This window comes from Vibrio ostreae (assembly GCF_019226825.1).
Classification (GTDB): Bacteria; Pseudomonadota; Gammaproteobacteria; order Enterobacterales; family Vibrionaceae; genus Vibrio; species Vibrio ostreae.
The window spans coordinates 1,873,405-1,893,966 of sequence record NZ_CP076643.1 but is presented as its reverse complement, the minus strand read 5'-3'; the positions used below and the strand labels follow the sequence as shown (position 1 = coordinate 1,893,966).

Annotated in this window: 20 protein-coding genes, 1 other RNA gene and 1 pseudogene; 12 read left to right on the top strand and 10 right to left on the bottom strand. The window is 51.3% G+C overall.

The window, feature by feature from the left end; genetic code table 11:
• Window positions 1-61: 61 nt before the first annotated feature.
• Window positions 62-429, bottom strand: a transfer-messenger RNA (tmRNA) gene (gene ssrA / locus KNV97_RS14765).
• Window positions 430-497: 68 nt separating this feature from the next.
• The gene (smpB, locus tag KNV97_RS14760; RefSeq protein WP_218562216.1) at window positions 498-986 is read right to left on the bottom strand and encodes an SsrA-binding protein SmpB; all 489 of its coding nucleotides are present in this window, start codon (window positions 984-986) and stop codon (window positions 498-500) included.
• A 238-nt stretch (window positions 987-1,224) separates the two neighbouring features.
• On the opposite strand from smpB, the gene KNV97_RS14755 reads away from it, so the two are divergent.
• On the top strand, window positions 1,225-1,656 hold the full coding sequence (locus KNV97_RS14755) for an SRPBCC family protein (protein WP_136483527.1): 432 nt from the start codon (window positions 1,225-1,227) through the stop codon (window positions 1,654-1,656).
• 59 nt (window positions 1,657-1,715) lie between these two features.
• Window positions 1,716-2,075: an RnfH family protein gene (locus KNV97_RS14750; RefSeq protein ID WP_136483528.1), complete on the top strand. Its 360-nt coding sequence runs from the start codon at window positions 1,716-1,718 to the stop codon at window positions 2,073-2,075.
• Window positions 2,076-2,243: 168 nt separating this feature from the next.
• Here KNV97_RS14750 and bamE read toward each other — a convergent pair whose 3' ends face one another.
• The 3 genes from bamE to nadK all read right to left on the bottom strand — a co-directional run bounded on the left by bamE (window position 2,244) and on the right by nadK (window position 5,440).
• Window positions 2,244-2,603, bottom strand: coding sequence for an outer membrane protein assembly factor BamE (bamE, locus tag KNV97_RS14745; RefSeq protein WP_136483529.1), 360 nt, complete (start codon window positions 2,601-2,603; stop codon window positions 2,244-2,246).
• Between the two features lie 153 nt (window positions 2,604-2,756).
• A complete protein-coding gene (gene recN / locus KNV97_RS14740; protein WP_218562215.1) occupies window positions 2,757-4,421 on the bottom strand; it encodes a DNA repair protein RecN in 1,665 nt (554 codons plus the stop codon).
• 134 nt (window positions 4,422-4,555) lie between these two features.
• A complete protein-coding gene (gene nadK, locus KNV97_RS14735) occupies window positions 4,556-5,440 on the bottom strand; it encodes an NAD(+) kinase (RefSeq protein WP_136483531.1) in 885 nt (294 codons plus the stop codon).
• 227 nt (window positions 5,441-5,667) lie between these two features.
• Between nadK and grpE the strand changes: the two genes are divergently transcribed.
• The 4 genes from grpE (at window position 5,668) to dnaJ (ending at window position 11,466) form a co-directional block, all read left to right on the top strand.
• The gene (grpE, locus tag KNV97_RS14730) at window positions 5,668-6,279 is read left to right on the top strand and encodes a nucleotide exchange factor GrpE (protein WP_218562214.1); all 612 of its coding nucleotides are present in this window, start codon (window positions 5,668-5,670) and stop codon (window positions 6,277-6,279) included.
• Between the two features lie 342 nt (window positions 6,280-6,621).
• The gene (locus KNV97_RS14725) at window positions 6,622-7,893 is read left to right on the top strand and encodes a dicarboxylate/amino acid:cation symporter (protein WP_218562213.1); all 1,272 of its coding nucleotides are present in this window, start codon (window positions 6,622-6,624) and stop codon (window positions 7,891-7,893) included.
• A 282-nt stretch (window positions 7,894-8,175) separates the two neighbouring features.
• Entirely contained in the window at window positions 8,176-10,089 is a 1,914-nt protein-coding gene (gene dnaK / locus KNV97_RS14720; RefSeq protein ID WP_136483534.1) for a molecular chaperone DnaK, read from the top strand.
• Window positions 10,090-10,314: 225 nt separating this feature from the next.
• Complete coding sequence (gene dnaJ / locus KNV97_RS14715) at window positions 10,315-11,466, top strand: molecular chaperone DnaJ (protein ID WP_136483535.1); 1,152 nt, start codon at window positions 10,315-10,317, stop codon at window positions 11,464-11,466.
• 130 nt (window positions 11,467-11,596) lie between these two features.
• Here dnaJ and KNV97_RS14710 read toward each other — a convergent pair whose 3' ends face one another.
• Window positions 11,597-12,034, bottom strand: a complete 438-nt coding sequence (locus KNV97_RS14710; RefSeq protein WP_218562212.1) for a type IV pilin protein — start codon at window positions 12,032-12,034, stop codon at window positions 11,597-11,599.
• Window positions 12,035-12,131: 97 nt separating this feature from the next.
• On the opposite strand from KNV97_RS14710, the gene KNV97_RS14705 reads away from it, so the two are divergent.
• From KNV97_RS14705 to KNV97_RS14690, 4 genes are read left to right on the top strand one after another with little or no spacing between them, the layout of a single operon-like run.
• On the top strand, window positions 12,132-12,635 hold the full coding sequence (locus KNV97_RS14705; protein ID WP_218562211.1) for a GspH/FimT family pseudopilin: 504 nt from the start codon (window positions 12,132-12,134) through the stop codon (window positions 12,633-12,635).
• Window positions 12,613-13,260, top strand: coding sequence for a PilW family protein (locus KNV97_RS14700; protein WP_218562210.1), 648 nt, complete (start codon window positions 12,613-12,615; stop codon window positions 13,258-13,260). The genes KNV97_RS14705 and KNV97_RS14700 overlap by 23 nt, the downstream gene beginning before the upstream one ends.
• Window positions 13,257-13,712 (top strand): hypothetical protein, encoded by a 456-nt coding sequence (locus KNV97_RS14695; RefSeq protein WP_218562209.1) that lies wholly within the window; start codon window positions 13,257-13,259, stop codon window positions 13,710-13,712. The genes KNV97_RS14700 and KNV97_RS14695 overlap by 4 nt, the downstream gene beginning before the upstream one ends.
• A 48-nt stretch (window positions 13,713-13,760) precedes the next feature.
• Window positions 13,761-14,207 (top strand): type IV pilus modification PilV family protein, encoded by a 447-nt coding sequence (locus KNV97_RS14690; protein ID WP_218562208.1) that lies wholly within the window; start codon window positions 13,761-13,763, stop codon window positions 14,205-14,207.
• 137 nt (window positions 14,208-14,344) lie between these two features.
• Here the strand turns inward: KNV97_RS14690 and fghA are convergent, their stop codons facing one another.
• Both fghA and KNV97_RS14680 read right to left on the bottom strand, forming a co-directional pair.
• A complete protein-coding gene (gene fghA / locus KNV97_RS14685; RefSeq protein ID WP_136483541.1) occupies window positions 14,345-15,190 on the bottom strand; it encodes an S-formylglutathione hydrolase in 846 nt (281 codons plus the stop codon).
• A gap of 128 nt (window positions 15,191-15,318) precedes the next feature.
• Window positions 15,319-16,452: an S-(hydroxymethyl)glutathione dehydrogenase/class III alcohol dehydrogenase gene (locus tag KNV97_RS14680; protein WP_136483542.1), complete on the bottom strand. Its 1,134-nt coding sequence runs from the start codon at window positions 16,450-16,452 to the stop codon at window positions 15,319-15,321.
• A gap of 265 nt (window positions 16,453-16,717) precedes the next feature.
• On the opposite strand from KNV97_RS14680, the gene KNV97_RS14675 reads away from it, so the two are divergent.
• On the top strand, window positions 16,718-17,590 hold the full coding sequence (locus KNV97_RS14675) for a LysR family transcriptional regulator (RefSeq protein WP_136483543.1): 873 nt from the start codon (window positions 16,718-16,720) through the stop codon (window positions 17,588-17,590).
• A 127-nt stretch (window positions 17,591-17,717) separates the two neighbouring features.
• Entirely contained in the window at window positions 17,718-18,251 is a 534-nt protein-coding gene (tadA, locus tag KNV97_RS14670; RefSeq protein WP_136483544.1) for a tRNA adenosine(34) deaminase TadA, read from the top strand.
• Window positions 18,252-18,435: 184 nt separating this feature from the next.
• On the opposite strand, the gene KNV97_RS22040 is transcribed toward tadA, so the two are convergent.
• Together KNV97_RS22040 and mltF are read right to left on the bottom strand one after the other, a co-directional pair.
• A complete protein-coding gene (locus tag KNV97_RS22040; protein WP_256612022.1) occupies window positions 18,436-18,567 on the bottom strand; it encodes a hypothetical protein in 132 nt (43 codons plus the stop codon).
• Window positions 18,568-18,967: 400 nt separating this feature from the next.
• A pseudogene (mltF, locus tag KNV97_RS14665) lies at window positions 18,968-20,423 on the bottom strand (membrane-bound lytic murein transglycosylase MltF); the annotation flags it as partial.
• Window positions 20,424-20,562 lie beyond the last annotated feature (139 nt).

Genomic DNA, 20,562 nt, shown 5'->3' with positions numbered 1-20,562 from the left:
TTGATTTTTGGTTATTGCAGGCAAGAAAAAAGACGCCCTAGGACGTCTTTAAACTATGAATTGGTGGAGCTGGCGGGAGTTGAACCCGCGTCCGAAAATCATTCATCTTTGGTACTACATGCTTAGTCGATCTTTAATTTCGCCATCCACCTGCGAACCGACACGCTAATGAATGACTAACCTGAATTATAATTCGCCGTTCATCTCTCAGGTGGGAAAATCCGGGCTAGCGCGTTTGGTTTTGATCCCTCGTTGGTCCCCGTCTTACGTGCGGAAGCTAGGGCGAGAGAGCTCTCAGCAGGGTATTAAGCTGCTAGTGCGTAGTTTTCGTCGTTTGCGACTATTTTTTTGCGGTTTGTTAACGAGGCCTACCGCACCTCGGCATGCACCTCAGACTGCAAAATTCCCGTCGAATCCTGAATCAGCCCCAAGGTTGTAACTCGCATACTACCAGAAAAGTATTGTGTGTCCAGTGGTATACGATTAACTGGTTACTATTAACGCAGGTTATTGCTCTTCATGACGCGTGCTTTCTGGCGTTGCCAGTCTTTGTCTTTCAGGTCATCACGTTTATCGTGCAGTTTTTTACCTTTCGAGACGCCGATTTTCAGCTTGACCCAAGAACGTGACCAGTACAGCGATAGCGCGGTTAACGTCATCCCTTCACGGTTTATACGACCGAACAGGTTATCCAGTTCACGACGCGATAACAGCAGTTTGCGCACGCGGGTCGGGTTCGCGACCACGTGAGTGGAGGCTTGCTGCAGTGGCGTGATGGTCATGCCGGAGATAAACGCTTCTCCGTCACGCATGTATACATAACTTTCTGCGATGTTGGCTTTACCCTGGCGAAGTGATTTGACTTCCCAGCCCTGTAGCTCCAGACCAGCTTCGATTTCATCTTCAATGAAATACTCGTGGCGGGCTTTTTTGTTCAGCGCGATAGTGTTGCTACCCGCTTTTGTCTTTGAATTTTTCTTTACCATAGTGGGCGCATTATACGGATTGGTGGAAAGTTAGGGAATGGTTTTCTTTGTGTAGCATAAGGTTAACCGAATCATAGCTCAAGAGGCATTATGCAGTAACTTGAGCTCGCTAAGGGATAAAAGTACAATCAGAGTGGGTGCAATATTCCGAACTGAACTCAACTGAGCGGAATATAGGTATAAATAGTTATGTAGGCACGAATTTTTGGTGCAGTTCACGCGAAGGTGAGGAGAAAAGATGAAGCAAGTCAGTCGTTCCGCGTTGGTCTCGTTCAGTGCGGATCAGATGTTTCATTTAGTCAATGATGTGGCGAGCTATCCGGAATTTTTACCCGGATGTTCGGGCAGCCGCGTGCTGGAGACAACCTCAGATAAGATGGTGGCGTCTGTGGATGTGTCCAAGGCTGGCATCAGCAAAACCTTCACGACCTCTAATGAGCTGAGCCATGGTCAGTCGATCATTATGAACTTGGTGGATGGCCCGTTCCGTACTCTCCGTGGCGGCTGGTTTTTCACTCCACTGGATGAATCGGCGTGTAAAGTTGAGCTGAAACTAGAATTTGAGTTCTCAAGTAAAATGATTGAGCTGGCGTTTGGTAAGGTGTTTAACGAGCTGACCAGTAATATGGTGAATGCGTTTACCGCGCGTGCCAAACAGGTTTATGTATAACCGGCTTGTGATTAGCAAGCTTGTGTATACACGTTTTAAGCGAAGAGAGTTAACGCGCAATGAGTATTGAATCAGACATGATCCATGTTGAAGTGGTGTATGCTTTGCCGCATGAGCAGCGTGTGCTGACTCTGGTCGTCAATAAAGACATGACGGTGGAAGAGATCATTCAGACTTCGGGTGTACTGAAGATGTATCCGGAGATTGATCTGAGCAAAAACAAAGTCGGTGTGTTCAGCCGTAATGTGAAGCTGAATGCGACCGTGCGTGATCGTGACCGGATTGAGATCTACCGTCCGCTGCTGGCTGATCCGAAAGAAATCCGCCGCAAGCGCGCTGAACAAGCTAAAGCGGCTGCTAAAGCAGCCCCGGCCACCGGTGGCAAGCCGAGTGCGCAGCGCAAAGCAGAAGAAGCCTGATGATGTGTTAATTTTAAACAACCCGAGTTAACACGGCGCAATAAAAAAGAGCTCGCTTAGGCGAGCTCTTTTGCTATCCGCTATTTGGTGTTGTTTCATCTTCTGTGATGCTTTGACTATCTGTGATTTTTACCTATCCAAGATAGCTTGAAAGCGCCGACTCACGATTTAGTTCAGGCTTTCAAAGAAGTCATCACTGGTTTTAAAATCACCGGCGATATCCATCAGGTTGCCGTCATTATTAAAATTGACGACCAGATTTTTCTGCTCGGTGTCGCCGTGTCCTGGTGTGTGATGGTAGATGTAATACCAGGTATCCGGATAGCCGTTTTCTACCAGCATTGGCGAGCCTAATACGTAGCGTACCTGATCTTTAGACATACCAAACTTCAGTTGATCAACCGACTGTTGCTCAACGTAGTTACCTTGGTTGATATCGATACGATAAACCAGACGCTCAACGACAGAACAGCCTGACAACATGGTCACGGCAAGGGGTAGGGCAACAAGCCACTTGGTTAACTGCATATTCAATTCTACTGCTGATCAAACTCAAAACTGGGGTGATAATAAACAAGCTCAGGGCAGAAGTAAAAACTTCACACTCTCCCTGAGCTTTTTATGACTGCGAATTTTGAATTAGGTTGCAAAGCGTGAACAAAAATTAGCAAATTTTGTCGATTAAGCCGCGATGAGCAGCTCTTTGGCATTGGCCAGCGTCGATTCTGTGATCTGGCTACCACCCAGCAGGCGAGCCAGCTCTGCTACTCGTTGTTCATTATCAAGCTTAACCATCTGGGTTTCCGTAGTGCCGCCTTTGGTGTGTTTAGCGACAAACAGCTGGTTATGACCGCAGCCGGCAACCTGAGGTAAGTGGGTGACACACATGACCTGGGTGGACTCGCCCAGGGTACGCAGCATTTTGCCGACTACGGCTGCCGTCGGGCCTGAGATACCCACATCCACTTCATCGAAAATCAGGCTCGGAGTATCGACTTTCTGCGCGGTAATCACCTGGATGGCGAGCGAAATCCGCGACAGTTCACCGCCGGACGCAACTTTGGCGATTGGCTGCAACGGTTGGCCCGGGTTGGTGGAAACCAGAAAGGTCACTGAGTCAAAACCAAGCGGCGATGGGTGGCCGCCCTGATTACACACATCAATTTTGAATTCGGCTTTTTCCATGCTCAGTTCATGCATGCTCTGGCTGATGAGCTTATCCAGCTCTTTGGCATAGCGGCTGCGTGATTTGTGCAGTTTCTCTGCCACGTTGACCAGTAACTGGTATTTGTTGCCGACTTCTTCTTTCAGCTCCGACATTTTTTCTTCCGAGCAGTCGAGTTGTTCGATTTGCTGCAGCAGATCCTGATGATGCTGATACAGCTCTTCCGGCAGGACATGGTGCTTGCGTGACAAGGACATAATGCGTGAGTAGCGCTCTTCGACATACGCCATGCGCTCCGGATCGACATCGATATTATCCAGATAGGAACGCAGTTCATTGTTGGCTTCTTCGAGCTGAATCATGGCTTCACTGATCATATTTGGCAATGCGGCCAGTTTTGTGTCCATTTCAGCCAGTTCAATCAGGGTATGGCTGACGCTTTGCAGCATGCCAAGCGCGTTGACATCTTCACCTTCGTAGAGCAGTTCAATTGCTTGCTGGCAGTTCATCGCCAGTTCACCGCTGTTGGACAGACGTTTGTGCTCCTGCTCCAGCTCAGCGTATTCGTCTTCGCCGATCGCCAGTTCATTCAGTTCTTTGATTTGGTATTCGAGCAGTTGCAGCTGAGCCAGATTCTGCTGGCTGTTCTCTTGCAGCTGTTTTAACTGATTGTTGGCCTGACGCCAGTTTTGGTAGGCAAGACGGGTCTTTTTCATCAGTTCACCGTGGCCGGCGTATTGATCCAGCATCGCCAGCTGTTGTTCCGGCTTCATCAGTTGCTGGTGAGCATGCTGACCATGGATGTTGATCAGCAATTGACCCAGGGATTTTAGCTGAGAAAGTGGTACCGGACTGCCGTTAATAAAGGCGCGTGAACGGCCGTCTTTGCTGATGGTGCGACGCAGAATGCAGTCTTTGCCATCCAGCAGTTCGTTATCTTCCAGCCATCGGGTGGCGTGAATATTATTGTCGAGGACAAAAGCGGCGCTGACTTCGGTTTTTTCTTCACCTTGTCGCACCATGCTGGCTTCCGCGCGGCCGCCTAAACAGAGGCTAAGCGCATCAATGGCAATCGATTTACCGGCACCGGTTTCACCGGTGATGGTGGTCATTCCCTTTGACAGCTCCAGTTGCAGAGCTTTAACAATCGCAAAATTATTTACACTTAGATGAGCCAGCATTTTGTGCACCTGTATAATTGAACAATACTGTATAAGAAAACAGTATATACTGTTTCTTTATACAGTAAAGTTGGTCAGGTGAAATCTTTTGCTTAACCAGAGAGAAAATGTGATCTGGGTCGCGTATCTTGGTTTTAGAACAATTTACTCGACCAGCCGAGCTTATTTCGCAATACATGGTAATAGCTGTAGTCTTGCGGATGAATCAGTTTCAGCACGTTAGGGCTCTGATAAATATGGATTTCATCTCCAGGTGACACTGGTAGGGATACCTGGCCGTCACAGCTGATTTCCTGCGTGCCCCGATTATCTGGCGAGACAATCAGCTTGATATGGCGCTTGCCGTCAACGACCAATGGGCGGGATGAGAGGGTATGCGGGAACATAGGGACCAGAGTGATGGCATTCAGGCTCGGCGACAAAATTGGGCCTCCGCCGGAGAGTGAATAGGCGGTAGATCCGGTCGGAGTCGAAATGATCAGGCCGTCTGAGCGCTGGGAAAACGCAAAATTGTTGTCGATGTAGACTTCAAATTCAATCATATGAGCGATTTTTCCCGGGTGCAGCACCGCTTCGTTGAGGGCTGCATTCTGGCTTTTCACCTGGCCGTGGCGGTGAATTTCTGCTTCTAGCAGAAAACGTTCTTCTTCCAGATAGTTGCCGGCGAGGACATCAATCAGACGATCCTGAAAATCTTCCGGATTGAGGTCGGTTAAAAAGCCAAGGTTACCGCGGTTGACGCCGATAACCGAAATATCGAAGCGCGAAAGGACACGTGCGGCTCCGAGCATGTTGCCGTCACCACCGACAACGATGCCGAGGTCAGCATGCTTGCCCAGTTCAATCAGACTGGCAAAGTGGTCTCCGGGGATATCGGTCAGGATGTCACGCAACCGATCATCGATAAACACGGACTTACCTAAAGAAGTTAACCAATGGTAGAGATCTTTATGTGTCTGAATTGCTTGTTGATCCCGGGGTTTACCAATGATGGCGATCACTTCAAATGGGTTTTTCATAAGTTTTCCAACCGAATTAGGCTTGAATCAGAATTCTTCATCCCCATAATAAAGGCAAGTTACGCTTTTATGCGAATTTTTGTGTCAGGAAACGAGGGCTTATTGCGGTTTTCCGGTCAAATATTAGACCAGGTCGTCATTATCAGCGACTTACTGAGGAAAACAGTAATAATCTCATAAGCATTTCAACTCCTTAGCACATAAGTGATAAGAGTTCTGGAGATATCATGAGCAACGAAGAAAACAAGATGAAAGACGAAGAGCTGCAGCAAGACGCGGTACAAACTGAAGCGGAAGCCGTAGGCACTGATGCTGATATCGATTGGAATCAAGGCGCTGACTCTGCAGACGAACTTGATGAGAAAGAAGCAAAGATCGCTCAACTGGAAGCCGCTTTGCTGACCAGCGAAGAGCGTGTTAAAGAGCAGCAGGATGCCGTGCTGCGTGCCCGTGCTGAAGTGGAAAACATGCGCCGCCGCAGCGAGCAGGAAATCGACAAAGCACGTAAATTCGCGCTGAGCCGTTTTGCTGAAGAGCTGCTGCCGGTGATTGATAACCTGGAGCGCGCAATTCAGTCGGCTGATAGTGAAGTAGAAGCGATTAAACCGATTCTGGAAGGCGTTGAGCTTACTCATAAAACGTTCGTCGACACGATTGCTAAATTTGGTCTGAAAGAGATCAACCCGGAAGGTGAAGTGTTCAATCCGGAGCTGCACCAGGCGATGTCGATTCAGGAAAGCCCTGACCATGCATCAAATACAGTGATGTTTGTAATGCAAAAAGGTTATGAGCTGAATGGTCGTGTTGTACGTCCGGCGATGGTAATGGTTGCTAAATAAGCATCATCTGCCATAACGGCTATGACAATCAAGTAAAGAAAGAGAGACGAATGTCTCTCTTTTTTATGCCTAACAGTGCAGTAACTCACTGTTGCGTATGGCTTTCTATTATTAATTGCTAATTAATAATAGAAATAACACTAAAAACAACCGATTAGAGTTTAATACGGGATTGATGGCTAAAAAATGGCCATTATTCTAACTTGCTCAATGTAACATTTTTGTAAACAAATGCTTTGGATTGTTGGTTTGCTGTGTATGATGCGCGCACGTTTTGCACAATGTGTGACATAAACGGCTGTATAACTAGAAATACTCAACACAACAATCTGGAGTGGAACGATGGATAAATCGCTCTCAACAAAAATCTTTTTAGGTTTATTTGCTGGTTTGGTGCTCGGCACCGGTATTCAGTATCTTTTTTCGGGCGTTGCCCTGTTTGATGTATATCTGCTTGGCGCTGCAGAAGGCGCAGGCGGGATGTTTGTTTCTCTGATCAAATTGCTGGTGGTGCCACTGGTTTACGTATCGATCGTATGCGGTATTGTTGACCTGAAAGACATCTCGGCTTTTGGACGTCTGGGAACCAAAACTTTCGCGCTTTACCTGGTTAACACCATTATTGCGATTACGGCGGCACTGACCGTTGGCATGATTTTCCAGCCGGGGGCGGATGCGAATCTGGCCGGGACGGTTGCGCAGGCTGTTAAGCTGACCACAACAGAAACGCCGGACATTTTCTCGCTGGTGGTAAACATTGTACCGAGTAACCCGGTACAGGCGTTTGCTAACGGTGACATGCTGCAAATTATTTTTATGGCGATTCTGACCGGTCTGGCCATTCAGGCCCTGGACTCTCGTGGTGGCCCTGCGATCCGTACTTTTAAAATGGCCAATGAAATCATGATGAAGCTGGTCGGTCTGGTGATGAGCCTGGCACCATACGGTGTATTTGCCCTGATGACTCAACTGGGTGCGACGCTGGATGCGCATACCTTGTTCTCGGTCGCCGGTTATGTGGCCCTGGTGGTAGTGATGCTGGTGTTCTGGATTTTTGTCTTCTATCCGGTGGTCGTCGGCATGACAACCAGCGTTTCACCGAAGCAATTTTTGCGCGCGACCCGTGAGCAGGTACTGTTCTCGCTTTCGACCGCCAGCTCAAATGCCACCATCCCGGTGACGATGCGTACCCTGACTGAAAAGCTGCAAGTGTCAAAATCGGTAGCCGGTTTCGGTGTGCCGCTTGGCGCGACCATGAACATGTCCGGTGTGTCTATTTATATTGCGCTGGCGACCATTTTTGTTGCCAACGCGTTTGGCCAGCCGATTAACTTGGCCGATATCTTTACTCTGGGTTTGACGATTCTGCTGCTGTCGATTGGTGCCGGCGGTGTTCCGGGCGGCGGTGTGGTGATGGTCGGTGTATTGCTGCACCAACTGGGCCTGCCACCAGAAGGTCTGGCGATCATCGCTGCGGTCGACCGGATCAACGATATGTTCTGTACCTCATCTAACGTGGTGGGTGATACGGCGGTTAACACCATCGTGGCCAAAAGTGAAGGCGCGCTGGCTGCACAACAAGCGGACGGTGAACTGGCAACAGAATCACGCTAAAACAGCGTGCTGCAGAGCGATATAATCTGTTTATATTTCAGAGCGAAGCCTAGCGGCTTCGCTTTTTTATTGGCCAGAAACGGCGATTTGCCACGTCAGAGCGAGAAAAATTAAAACTTTTTTTATTTTGGCCCTTGAAAAGGCTCTTGCCGCCCTTATCTATGGGGCATACGAGAAACAAACATCAACGTTTTTGTTGGTGAGCAGGGTTGAAACCCGATTCTCTACCCCCACATAAGGGGTATAGCAAAACGAACATAGAATTTATTCGGAGATAGCCTGATGGGTAAGATCATTGGTATTGACTTAGGTACTACTAACTCATGTGTTGCTGTGCTTGACGGCGACAAACCTCGCGTAATTGAAAATGCTGAGGGTGAGCGTACAACACCTTCTATTATTGCGTACACAGATGGTGAAACGCTAGTTGGTCAACCAGCGAAACGTCAAGCTGTAACCAACCCAGAAAACACGCTGTTCGCAATCAAACGTCTGATTGGTCGTCGTTATGAAGACGAAGAAGTACAACGTGACATCTCTATCATGCCTTACAAAATCGTCAAGGCAGACAACGGTGACGCTTGGGTCGAAGCGAAAGGCCAGAAAATGGCAGCGCCACAGGTTTCAGCTGAAGTTCTGAAAAAAATGAAGAAAACGGCTGAAGATTACCTGGGCGAGAAAGTAACCGGCGCGGTTATCACAGTTCCAGCTTACTTCAACGATGCACAGCGTCAGGCAACCAAAGATGCTGGCCGTATCGCAGGTCTTGAAGTAAAACGTATCATCAACGAACCGACTGCAGCTGCTCTGGCTTACGGTCTGGACAAACAAGGCGGCGACCGCACTATCGCGGTATACGACCTGGGTGGTGGTACATTCGATATTTCAATCATCGAGATCGATGAAGTTGAAGGCGAGAAAACGTTCGAAGTTCTGGCAACCAACGGTGACACTCACCTGGGTGGTGAAGACTTCGACAACCGCATGATCAACTACCTGGTTGAAGAGTTCAACAAAGAACAAGGCATCAACCTGAAAAACGATCCGCTAGCGATGCAGCGTCTGAAAGAAGCGGCAGAGAAAGCGAAGATCGAACTGTCTTCTGCACAGCAAACCGACGTGAACCTGCCGTACATCACTGCAGACGCGACGGGTCCTAAGCACATGAACGTTAAAGTGACGCGTGCGAAACTGGAATCTCTGGTTGAAGACCTGGTACAACGTTCTCTGGAACCACTGAAAGTGGCACTGGCGGATGCTGACCTGTCTGTGAAAGACATCACTGACGTTATCCTGGTGGGTGGTCAGACTCGTATGCCTATGGTTCAGAAGAAAGTGGCTGACTTCTTTGGTAAAGAAGCACGTCGTGACGTGAACCCTGATGAAGCCGTAGCGGTTGGTGCTGCAGTTCAAGGTGGCGTACTGGCGGGTGACGTGAAAGACGTACTGCTGCTGGACGTAACGCCACTGTCTCTGGGTATCGAGACGATGGGTGGTGTAATGACTAAGCTGATTGAGAAAAACACCACGATTCCTACTAAAGCGAACCAGGTGTTCTCAACGGCAGAAGATAACCAGAACGCAGTAACTATCCACGTACTGCAAGGTGAGCGCAAACAGGCGACTTACAACAAGTCTCTGGGTCAGTTCAACCTGGAAGGCATCCAAGCTGCACCACGTGGTATGCCACAGATCGAAGTAACCTTCGACCTGGATGCGGACGGTATCCTGCATGTATCAGCGAAAGATAAGCAAACGGGTAAAGAGCAGAACATCACTATCCAGGCATCTGGTGGTCTGAGCGATGAAGACATCGAGAAAATGGTTCAGGAAGCAGAAGCTAACAAAGAAGCGGACAAAAAGTTCGAAGAGTTGGCCACTGCACGCAACCAGGCTGACCAACTGATCCACGGTACTCGTAAGCAAATCGAAGAAGCGGGTGACGCTCTGCCAGCAGACGAGAAAGAGAAAATCGAAGCTGCACTGAACGAGCTGGAAACAGCGAAACGCGGTGAAGATAAAGCAGAAATCGACGCGAAAGTTCAAGCGCTGATGACGGCTTCTCAGAAACTGATGGAAATTGCTCAGCAGAAAGCTCAGGCACAGCAAGGCGCTGATGCTGGTCAGCAGTCAGCATCGCAAGATGACGACGTGGTTGACGCCGAGTTTGAAGAAGTGAAAGACGACAAGAAATAATTCTTTGTCTGAAGGGGCTTGAATTTGTACAATTCAGGCCCTTCATCTTCGACTCTTCCCTCACGGGAAACACGAAGTTCGATGCGGGCGTTGGGGGAAACTCTTACGCCCGTAAATTTGTCGACTTAGTTAAGGATCCTAGGGCCTAGATTCTTTAACTATGTCGATACAAACACCAAGCGGCGTAACCACGTCGTTTGCAGTAACAGATTGGTGACCTAGAACATGTCAAAACGTGATTTTTACGAAGTATTAGGCGTTAGCCGTGATGCCTCTGAGCGCGATATTAAGAAGGCGTACAAACGCCTGGCGATGAAATACCACCCGGACCGTAACCAGGGTGAGGCCAGCTCTGCGGATAAGTTTAAAGAAGTAAAAGAAGCGTATGAGATTCTGACTGATCCACAGAAGAAAGCGGCGTACGACCAGTATGGTCATGCTGCCTTTGAACAGGGCGGTGGCGGCTTTGGCGGCGGCGGTTTCGGCGGCGGTGGTTCTGCTGACTTTGGCGACATTTTCGGTGACGTCTTCGGTGATATTTTCGGCGGTGGCCGTCGCGGCGGCGGTTCTCCGCGTCCGCAGCGTGGCGCTGACCTGCGTTACAACATGGAACTGACTCTGGAAGAGGCCGTGCGTGGCGTTTCGAAAGAGATCCAGGTTCCGACTCTGGTGCACTGTGACAGCTGTGACGGTTCTGGAGCGAAGAAAGGCACCTCGGCTCAGACCTGTGGCACCTGTCATGGCCACGGCCAGGTACAGATGCGTCAGGGCTTCTTTGCTGTGCAGCAAACCTGTCCGACCTGTCACGGTAAAGGCAAAATCATCAAAGATCCTTGTGATTCTTGCCATGGCCAGGGCCGTAAGCAGCAGACCAAGACGCTGAATGTGAAGATCCCGGCAGGTGTGGATACCGGTGACCGTATCCGTCTGGCCGGTGAAGGTGAAGCCGGGGAAATGGGCGCTCCGGCGGGCGATCTGTACGTACAGGTGCACGTTAAAGAGCACAATATTTTCGAACGTGAAGGCAATAACCTGTACTGTGAAGTACCGGTCAGCTTTGCGATGGCAGCCTTGGGCGGTGAAGTCGAAGTGCCAACACTGGATGGCCGTGTGAACCTCAAAGTGCCGGAAGAGACTCAGACCGGTCGTATGTTCCGCATGCGCGGTAAAGGCGTGAAGAGTGTGCGCGGTGGTGCGGTTGGTGACCTGATCGTCAAGCTGGTTGTCGAAACTCCGGTGAAACTGAGCGCGCGTCAGAAAGAGCTGCTGCGTGAGCTGGAAGAGTCTTGCGGTGGCGAAGCGGCTAATAAGCATAAGCCAAAATCGGAAGGCTTCTTCAACGGTGTGAAGAAATTCTTCGACGATCTGACCAGCTAAGCTGAACATATTATTCGTTAAGTTAATCCGGTAACCTGTTAAACCGATCGTGATTAAGTAAAATGATAGTGATTAGCTTAAAGCGAGAATTAACAAGGCCTGCATTGCAGGCCTTTTTTGTGCCTGGTGATCAGCGCCAGCAGGCAACGGGCTCACGTTCGCCCTGGCTGCTGAGTGTCAGCCGGGTATAGAGCTGTCCGTCGCACCTGTCGCTGTTCTGCTCAGTTTGTGTTTGCGGTGTGGCATAAATCAGATAACCACCTTCAGACAGCTCCAGTCCTATCTGATACCGGTTTGGGTCTGATTCGCACAGCAGGCAGTGGCCGGCGTTAAATATCTCCTGGCGGTGATAGCCGTTGCGGTAACTGGTCTCAAGCTGCAACTGAATCCGGGTCATGTCACTCAGAGCCAGGCCGCGGTGCGCGCGCTGCATATGGTCAGCATAGAGCGGATAGGTCAGGGCTGAGAGTATCAGCAGCAGTGCCATCGCCAGGATCAATTCGATCAGCGTCATACCCTGAATGTTGCTTTGTCCTCTGTTGCAGTTATTTATTCGAATCATTTCCATCGCTTTTCCTGTCTATATTCAGCCCATTGTGAAACTTGTTAGCCTGATAGCAAGACGGGTTATGGGTTCTCTCTCTGATTGCATGAGGTTCTTGGAAATGGTTCGCGGATTTAGTTTGCTAGAACTGCTGATAACGGTAGTGATGCTGAGCATTTTACTGGCGGCAGCGATACCCGATTTCAGCCAGGTGACCGGCCGGGAAACAATACGTTCTCTGGCGGGGCAGTTACAGGGCTTCATCCAGCACGCCAAATCCGAGGCTGTACTGCGTAACCGCGATTTATGGGGGCATATTGTCTGGGAGGCTGACAACGACAGTCACTGGCGTCTGATTTTGAGTGACAGCAGCGAACCCGGTAGCGGAGAACGATTAATGGTACTCGATGGCCGCGAGTTCCACGCGCTCAAGCTGAGAGCGACCTTCGCGCGCGACCGGATTCAGTTTGATGGTGTGCGCGGCAAAGTCAGTAACGGCAGTTTCTATTTTCATCCCGATGGTGCAGGGGCTCCGGAGCTGCGTCTTACCACGTCATTTGGTGCCAGCCGGGTGATGGTCTGTGCGCCGGATGGAGAGAGCTATGGCTATCCAAAATGTGATTAATCCGTTTCATCGCGGCCTGCAACGTCAACGTGGTGTAACGCTGATCGAAATGATGGTGGCCTCTTTACTCGGGCTGATGGCATTGTCCGTGACCAGCCAGGTCATGATTAAAGGCCAGGCTTATGTCGCAGAGCGCAGCCAGCAACTGCTGCTGGTGCAGACTATGAGCAGTGTTATGCAGGTGCTGAAAGAGGATCTCTATCAGGCCGGGTTTGACCGCGGCGGATCCGTGACTCTGCTGGATGGCGGTCATGTCATCCAGTCGGGGCCGGATGCGGCATCACTGGGCTATGTGTACCGAGTTGCCGAAAATGGTGAGCAGGCTTATCGCAACGTAGTGTATCGCTTTGACCGTGAAGAGGGAGTACTGCGTCTTTGCGAGAAAGCCCAGCCTGCACCGCTCACTTTTCTTCAGGCGTCGGACTCCGGCTGGGGCGGGAATTGTTATTCGCTGTTTGAACCGCGCCAAATCCGGGTTTCAGAGTTTCGGGTCATGACTTGGCGTGTGGCTGGCGGGCAGGCTACCGCTCTGCTCACCGAGGTCAGGCTCAGCGCGCGGCTGACCAGGCAGCCACAGTTCAGTCACAGCCTTTCCTTTCAGCTTTTAACCCGTAACGGAAAATGAGCACGAACGCCAAGGGCATGGTCACCCTGCTGGTGGTGTCACTGCTGTTGATGCTGGCGTTAGTGATGACGCTAGGGCTGCATCAGGCTCTGTTTTATCAAATCAAACGGGCCCACAATGAGCTGATTTCACGCCAGCAGTTCTGGATAGCGGAAGGCGGCCTGGAGTGCCTGTTCAGTATCACTCATCAATCGGGGCGACTGCCGGACAAGGCCAGTATTGCGCTGTGTAATCAGCATGGTTTAGTGCGGTTTGATTACCAGATGGTACAACCGAGCGAATCCGGTCAGCCGGGATTAGTGACGGTCGGGGCCAGTTACGGCTATCGGCGTATACAACGGACTCTGGCCTATGTCGTCGAGGCCGATACTGCTAGCAGTGAAGAGGCAGAAAGCGAGCCGGAGCAACAGCAGAGCATCGTCTGGCAGCCGGGATCTTGGAGCGCACGCTGAGATGGATATTACGATGGTAAGAGCAGCTATCAGACGGAGAAAGAGATAATGGCAGCGAGCCGCGTTAGGCGGCGTATAGCTGCCGGGGCGAACGGATTCAGCCTGATAGAAGTCATGATCGCCTTTATCCTGGTCAGTGTTGGATTGCTGGGGCTGATGAGCTGGCAACTGTTTATTGAGCAGCGCAGCGATTATGCACAGCGCAGCGGGCAGGCGCTTGCTCTGGCAGAGCAAAAGCTGACCTGGTTTTATACCCGGGGCGCGCAATCTTCGTTGTCTGAGCTGACGGTCGCGGATTTTGCGCGCGATGTGGTCAGCGGCGAAGAGGTTGCGGGTTCGGATTATCGCTTGGTCTGGAGTGTGACTCTACTCAGCCCGGTACTGAAATCGATTCGGATCGAAGTGATCTGGCGCGATCGACTCGGTGTCGAACGCAGCATAGAGCTAAGTACCCTGCTGTCACGCTATGCGCAATATCAGGCTGATGATGAATGATAAGTGGCGAAACCGCTTGTGGCGAAACCGATGGATTGCCGCGGGGATCATGTTGTTGTGAGTCACAAAAAGCCCGCAGCTGCGGGCTTAGGGGGTATCCGGGGTAACGCAGGGCGATGGTGAAATGCTGACTCGCCTTACGCTTTCAGGAACTGGGCGTGGAACGCCAGATGTTCTGAAATAAAGCTCTGGATGAAGAAGTAGCTGTGGTCGTAACCCGGATGCAGACGAATCTGCACGTCTAGCTGCTTGGCCTCTGCTACGGCTTGCAGGGTTTCCGGTTTCAGCTGGTCGTTGAGGAAGTTGTCGGCTTCACCCTGGTCGACCAGAATCGGCGTTTTGACCGGCAGCGCTTTCATCAGCTCGACCGCGTCGTACTGTTCCCAGGTCGATTTATCTTCCCCCAGGTAGTGACGGAACGCTTTCTGGCCCCATGGCACTGTCATCGGATGGCAAATCGGGCTGAAGGCTGAAATAGAGGTGTACTGATCCTGGTTTTTCATCCCGATGGTCAGGGCACCGTGACCGCCCATACTGTGGCCGGAAATCGCTTTCTGTTTGTTGACCGGGAAGTGGGCTTCAATCAGTTGTGGCAGCTCATCGACAATGTAGCTGTACATCTGGTAGTGCTGCTTCCAAGGTTCTTGCGTCGCGTTGAGGTAAAAACCCGCGCCGAGGCCAAAGTCATAGGCGCCTTCAGCATCATCCGGTACGCCTTCGCCGCGCGGACTGGTGTCCGGGGCAACGATCGCGATACCCAGCTCAGCGGCTTTCTGGAACGCCGCGGCTTTTTGCATGAAGTTTTCGTCAGTGCAGGTCAGGCCTGACAGCCAGTAAAGAACCGGAACCGGATTGGTCGAAGACGCTTCCGGTGGCAGGTAAATCGCGAAACGCATGTCGCAGCTCAGCACGTCTGAGCGGTGTTGATATTGTTTGTGCCAGCCTTCAAACACCTTAGCCTGACTGAGATTGGTGAGACTCATTCTTGCTCCTTGGACAGAGTATTCCGATAGCACAAGGTTGCAGCGCCGTTGGCAGTGCTGCAACCTGATTAATGTGCGGGATAATCCTAAGTCGGGATTATTTGCAATCGACGTAAGTGATTACGCGATTATTTGTCGTAGTGAATTACAGAGCGGATGCTTTCACCTGAGTGCATCAGGTCAAACGCTTCGTTGATCTTGTCCAGTGACATGGTGTGAGTGATGAACTCTTGCAGGCCGAATTCGCCCGCCAGGTACTGGTCTACGATGCCAGGCAGTTGTGAACGGCCTTTTACGCCACCGAATGCGCTACCACGCCATACACGACCGGTTACCAGCTGGAACGGACGCGTTGAGATTTCCTGACCTGCACCGGCAACACCGATGATGACAGACTCACCCCAACCTTTGTGACAGCACTCCAGTGCCTGACGCATCACGTTTACGTTACCGATACATTCGAACGAGAAGTCTACACCGCCGTCGGTCATCTCAACGATCACTTCCTGGATAGGCTTGTCGAAGTTTTGCGGGTTGATGCAGTCGGTCGCACCCAGTTGCTTGGCCAGGTCGAATTTACGCTCGTTGATATCGATACCGATGATGCGGCTGGCGCCAGCCATACGTGCACCGATGATCGCAGACAGACCGATACCGCCCAGGCCGAAGATAGCCACAGTGTCGCCTTCTTTCACTTTCGCAGTGTTCATTACGGCGCCCATACCTGTGGTTACCCCACAGCCCAGCAGACACACTTCTTCCAGTGGTGCTTCTTTGTTCACTTTCGCCAGTGAAATTTCTGGCAGTACAGTGTATTCAGAGAAAGTGGAGCAACCCATGTAGTGGTAGATTGGCTGACCGTCTTTGTAGAAACGGGTAGTGCCGTCTGGCATCAGACCTTTACCCTGGGTTTCACGCACCGCGCTACACAGGTTGGTTTTGCCAGATTTACAGAATTTACACTCGCCACACTCTGCAGTGTAAAGCGGGATAACGTGATCGCCGACTTCTACGCTGGTTACGCCTTCGCCGACCATTTCCACAATACCGCCACCTTCGTGACCCAGGATTGACGGGAACACGCCTTCCGGATCGTCACCAGACAGAGTGAATGCGTCAGTGTGACAAACACCGGTTGCCACGATACGCACGAGTACTTCGCCTTTACGCGGCAGCATTACGTCCACTTCTTCGATTTTCAGTGGCTCTTTTGGTCCCCAGGCTACCGCTGCACGAGATTTGATAAATTTGTCTTGTGACATGGAGTGATTCCTTTTCATAACATTAAAGGTGAAAGACGGAGTGCGTGACACCATCAAACTGATTCAATTGTCTGCATCCGGGTCAGAGCGTTATCGCTCGGGAAAGCGACGCCGGAGCGCGAACTAAGATAATCAGTATAGACGCTTCTCAGCTTGTTATAATCGGGGTAAAGTGAGAATGACTTTTACGAATTTGTAATAATCAAACGGTAAGTAATTGTAATTACGATAAGCTTATCGAGATCATCAGGCTAAGTGAGGGGCTATGGCAAGCTGGGAAGGGGTCAATGAATTTGTTGCGGTGGCCGAAACCGGCAGTTTTACTCAGGCCGCGCTGCGTATGACGACCTCGGTTGCCAACGTCAGCCGCCGGGTGGCGGTGCTGGAAGAGCGTCTGGGCGTCAAGCTGCTGCTGCGCACCACGCGTAAAGTGTCACTGACCGAAGCCGGGCAGGTGTATTATCTGCAGTGCCGCGCATTGCTTGAGGGGCTGGAACAGGCCGAGCTGGCCGTGACCCAGATGCAGCAGACACCGAAAGGTAAGGTCAAAGTGACCGCACCGGTCACTTACGGCGAGCAGAAAATCGCGCCGCTGCTGCACGATTTTTTGCAGCTCTACCCGCAGCTGGAGTTGGATCTGGTGCTCAGCAACCAGAAGCTGGACTTGATTGAACAGGGTGTTGACGTTGCGGTGCGGCTCGGCCAGCTTGATGATTCGAGTTTTATTGCCCGTCGTCTGAGTAACCGCCATCTGTACGTGTGTGCCACGCCGGAATATCTCGCTCAGTATGGCACGCCACATACCTTGTCGGAGCTCAACCAGCACTATTGTCTGATTGGGACGTATGATCACTGGCGTTTTAAAGAAAATCATCAGTCGCGCTCGATCCGGGTCAAAGGACGCATCAGTTGCAGCAGCGGAGTGGTGTTACTCGATGCGGTGTTGAAAAGTATGGGTCTGGCGCAGTTGCCAGATTATTACGTCTCCGAGCATCTGGAATCCGGGCGTCTGGTTGAAGTACTGCCCAGCTATCGGGATGACCGCGAAGGGGTATGGGCGCTGTATCCACAAAACCGTCATTTGTCGCCTAAAGTACGTTTGCTGGTGGATTATCTCGCCCAGCATTTGCCGGGCTGAAGCCGTCGGGAATTTCACCGCGCAGCGACGTCGCCGGTACAGTGAATTAAGCGGCACAGGAAATTTAATTTGAATATCCGGCCTGTGAGCTTGCTATAATCGCGCTTCACTGACTATTGAGGCCCTCATGACAGACAGCACATTCTCTTTTACTCCCCAGGATGAACTCTTTATGCGCCGCGCGATGGAACTGGCTGCGGCGGCGGAAGCGCAAGGTGAAGTGCCGGTCGGTGCGGTACTGGTTAAAGACGGCGCGGTGATCGCTGAAGGCTGGAACCGTTCGATCACTGCCTGTGATGCGACCGCGCATGCGGAAATTCAGGTGCTGCGCAAAGCGGGAGCGGTGTTGGGCAACTATCGTCTGCTTGATACCACCTTGTATGTCACGCTCGAGCCCTGCCCGATGTGCGCCGGCGCTTTGCTGCACAGCCGGGTAAAACGGATTGTGTTTGGCGCGCCGGATCTCAAAGCGGGCGCCGCCGGTACCGTACTGGATCTGTTCAGCAGTCAGGCGGCCTATCATTACGCCACAGTCGAAAAAGGCTTACTGGAGCAGGAGTGCCGCGCTCAGTTGCAGGCATTTTTTCAACGTCGTCGTAAGGAAATTAAAGCTCGTAAAGAGGCGGAGAAACAAGCGCAGCAGCAAGCGGGTAATGAATAAGTGGTGTCACACCAAGAACTGGTTTGCGAGCTGGCAGAATGGGTTTAATGACCGGAAGCTTGGGTTCAATGGCAGAGGACGGGCTATTGGCAAACATCCACTGGCAGCAGATGTTTGCATTCCGGAGCTCATCCGGACAAGGTTATCTTATCTGCAGAACGTGACCTTGTCCGGAAACTGAGCACTATCCTGATAACTGAACATACGCGCGATGACGGGCCAGCACTTTGCGTTTGCTGTTGGCCATCATGCGGCGTCGGCGGCTGGCCGAACTGGCTTTATTCAGGAGTTTTGTGTGACGTTTACGTCGCAGCATAAAACACCCTCCTACAACTGACTATAAACAAGAAACCCTGCCACTCTCATCCGCGCAGCAAAGTCCGCGGCTTAACACCGCTGGGGGCTGAGAACAAGGGGAGAGGTGAGCAGGAAACCCAAAAATAACAGCTTAATGTGTTGGTGTGACACCGCCATGTCATGCTACCCCGCGTTTGCAGCGGCGTTATCATCCGGGATCACACCAAGGGTCAGCCAACGGCATTGCGTGTGCTGACCCTTTCCTATGTATGGTTTTTAAGGACAAAAATCAAGTAATTATTGCGAACCGGCTGTTGGCGCGGCGCTGGTTGGCTGCGCAGGCGTGGCTGCGCTCTGGATCGGTGCCAGCTCGTCCTCACTCTCTTCCAGCATGTCATCTTCGGTATCGTCAGGCTCTTCAACGCTGATGACTGCCAGGTCGTCGGTACCTGAGTCATCGTTCTCAAGCTGTTTCTGCTCGACGTGGCCGATGATGCTCTGGTAGTAACGGCGGATGTTCTCCACATAACTCAGTGCTTCGTCCCCGCGCGCATAACCATAACGAGTCTGGGTAAAGTAACGTTTCTGACGCAGTTGCGGCAGGCGATCTTTCACATCCGCCCAGGAATCCGGTGAACCGCCCTGCAGTTTGGTCAGGCGACGCGCGTCCATCATGTGGCCGTAGCCAACGTTGTACGAGGCAAGGGCAAACCAGATTTTCTCATGATCGGGAATTGAATCCGGCACCCGCTCTATCATCCGGCGCAGGTATTCCACCCCGCCACGTACCGACTGTTCCGGATTGAGGCGGTTGGTGACGTCGACACTACGCGCGGTCGGCAGGGTCAGCATCATCATGCCGCGTACCCCGGTCGGTGATTTGGCATTCGGGTTCCAGTGTGATTCCTGATAGGCCAGCGCGGCAATCAGACGCCAGTCGAACTCTTCCGAATATTTCTGGAACAGCGGCATCCATTTCGGCAAGCGGCTATCCAGAGCACGGATAAAGGCACGGGTATCGACATAGTCAAAGCTGCCGATATGACCGATGTATTTCTCTTCCAGAGAGGCCAGACTACCGGACTGTTTCAGGTTACCGAAGAACTCAATCATCATGGCGTACAGGCTTTCGTCATCCGAGCGGCGCATAAACCAGGAAATTGGTTGATCTTCGGTCAGCTCAAATGCCGTCGCAATATCGGGATAGATACGTTGGGACAGTGAAATCTCGACCGAATCGGCCATGGTAAATGGCAGATCCCCCACAGAAACCTGCTTGAGCAGATCATTCACGTCGGCGTTATTATCGACGTGATAGTGAAATTCCGGATAGGTCGCTCTGAGGCTGTTGAGGGTGCTTTCGAAGTGTGAATCATCCACCACACTCAGAATGGGCTGTTCGCCGTTGTTTTCGTACAGTTCGTTCTGTTTTGCCAGCAACTGCTCAATATTACGTGGCCGCCATTCGCCTTTCTTATACACGATCTGTTGCGAAACGTAGTAATAAGCAGGGCCGGCCCGGTAATTTTTCAGCCGTTGCTCGGACTGACTCAAACCGGCGGCGATGATGTCTATCTCACCATTTTTCAGGGCCGGAAACAGGCTCGCCAGGCGGTAAGCCGGTTTCATTTCCAGCTTCACGCCCAGTTCGCGGGCAAACTCACGCGCCAGTTCGTAATCCAGACCAGCCGGACCATCGGGACCGATATAGTAGGAGAGCTGATTGTTGAGGGTCCCGACACGCAATACGCCGCGTTCCAGAATATGGTCGAGCTCACTTTTAGGTTCGGAGTCTATCTGGCAGCCGGAGGCCAGTAAAGTAAAGGCGGCCAGCAATACGATGCGACTCAGTGAGGCGAAGGAAAGCTTGGTCATGAATTCGAAATCTCTTACGTCTAGTGTTGCCTTTATACCAAACCCCATCCACTTGGCAAAGTTTTGCAGGTGATGGCTGGAATTTGCGTCTAACATTTGAGCAAATGAGTGGAAATTCAAATTTAAGAAAAAAAATGAC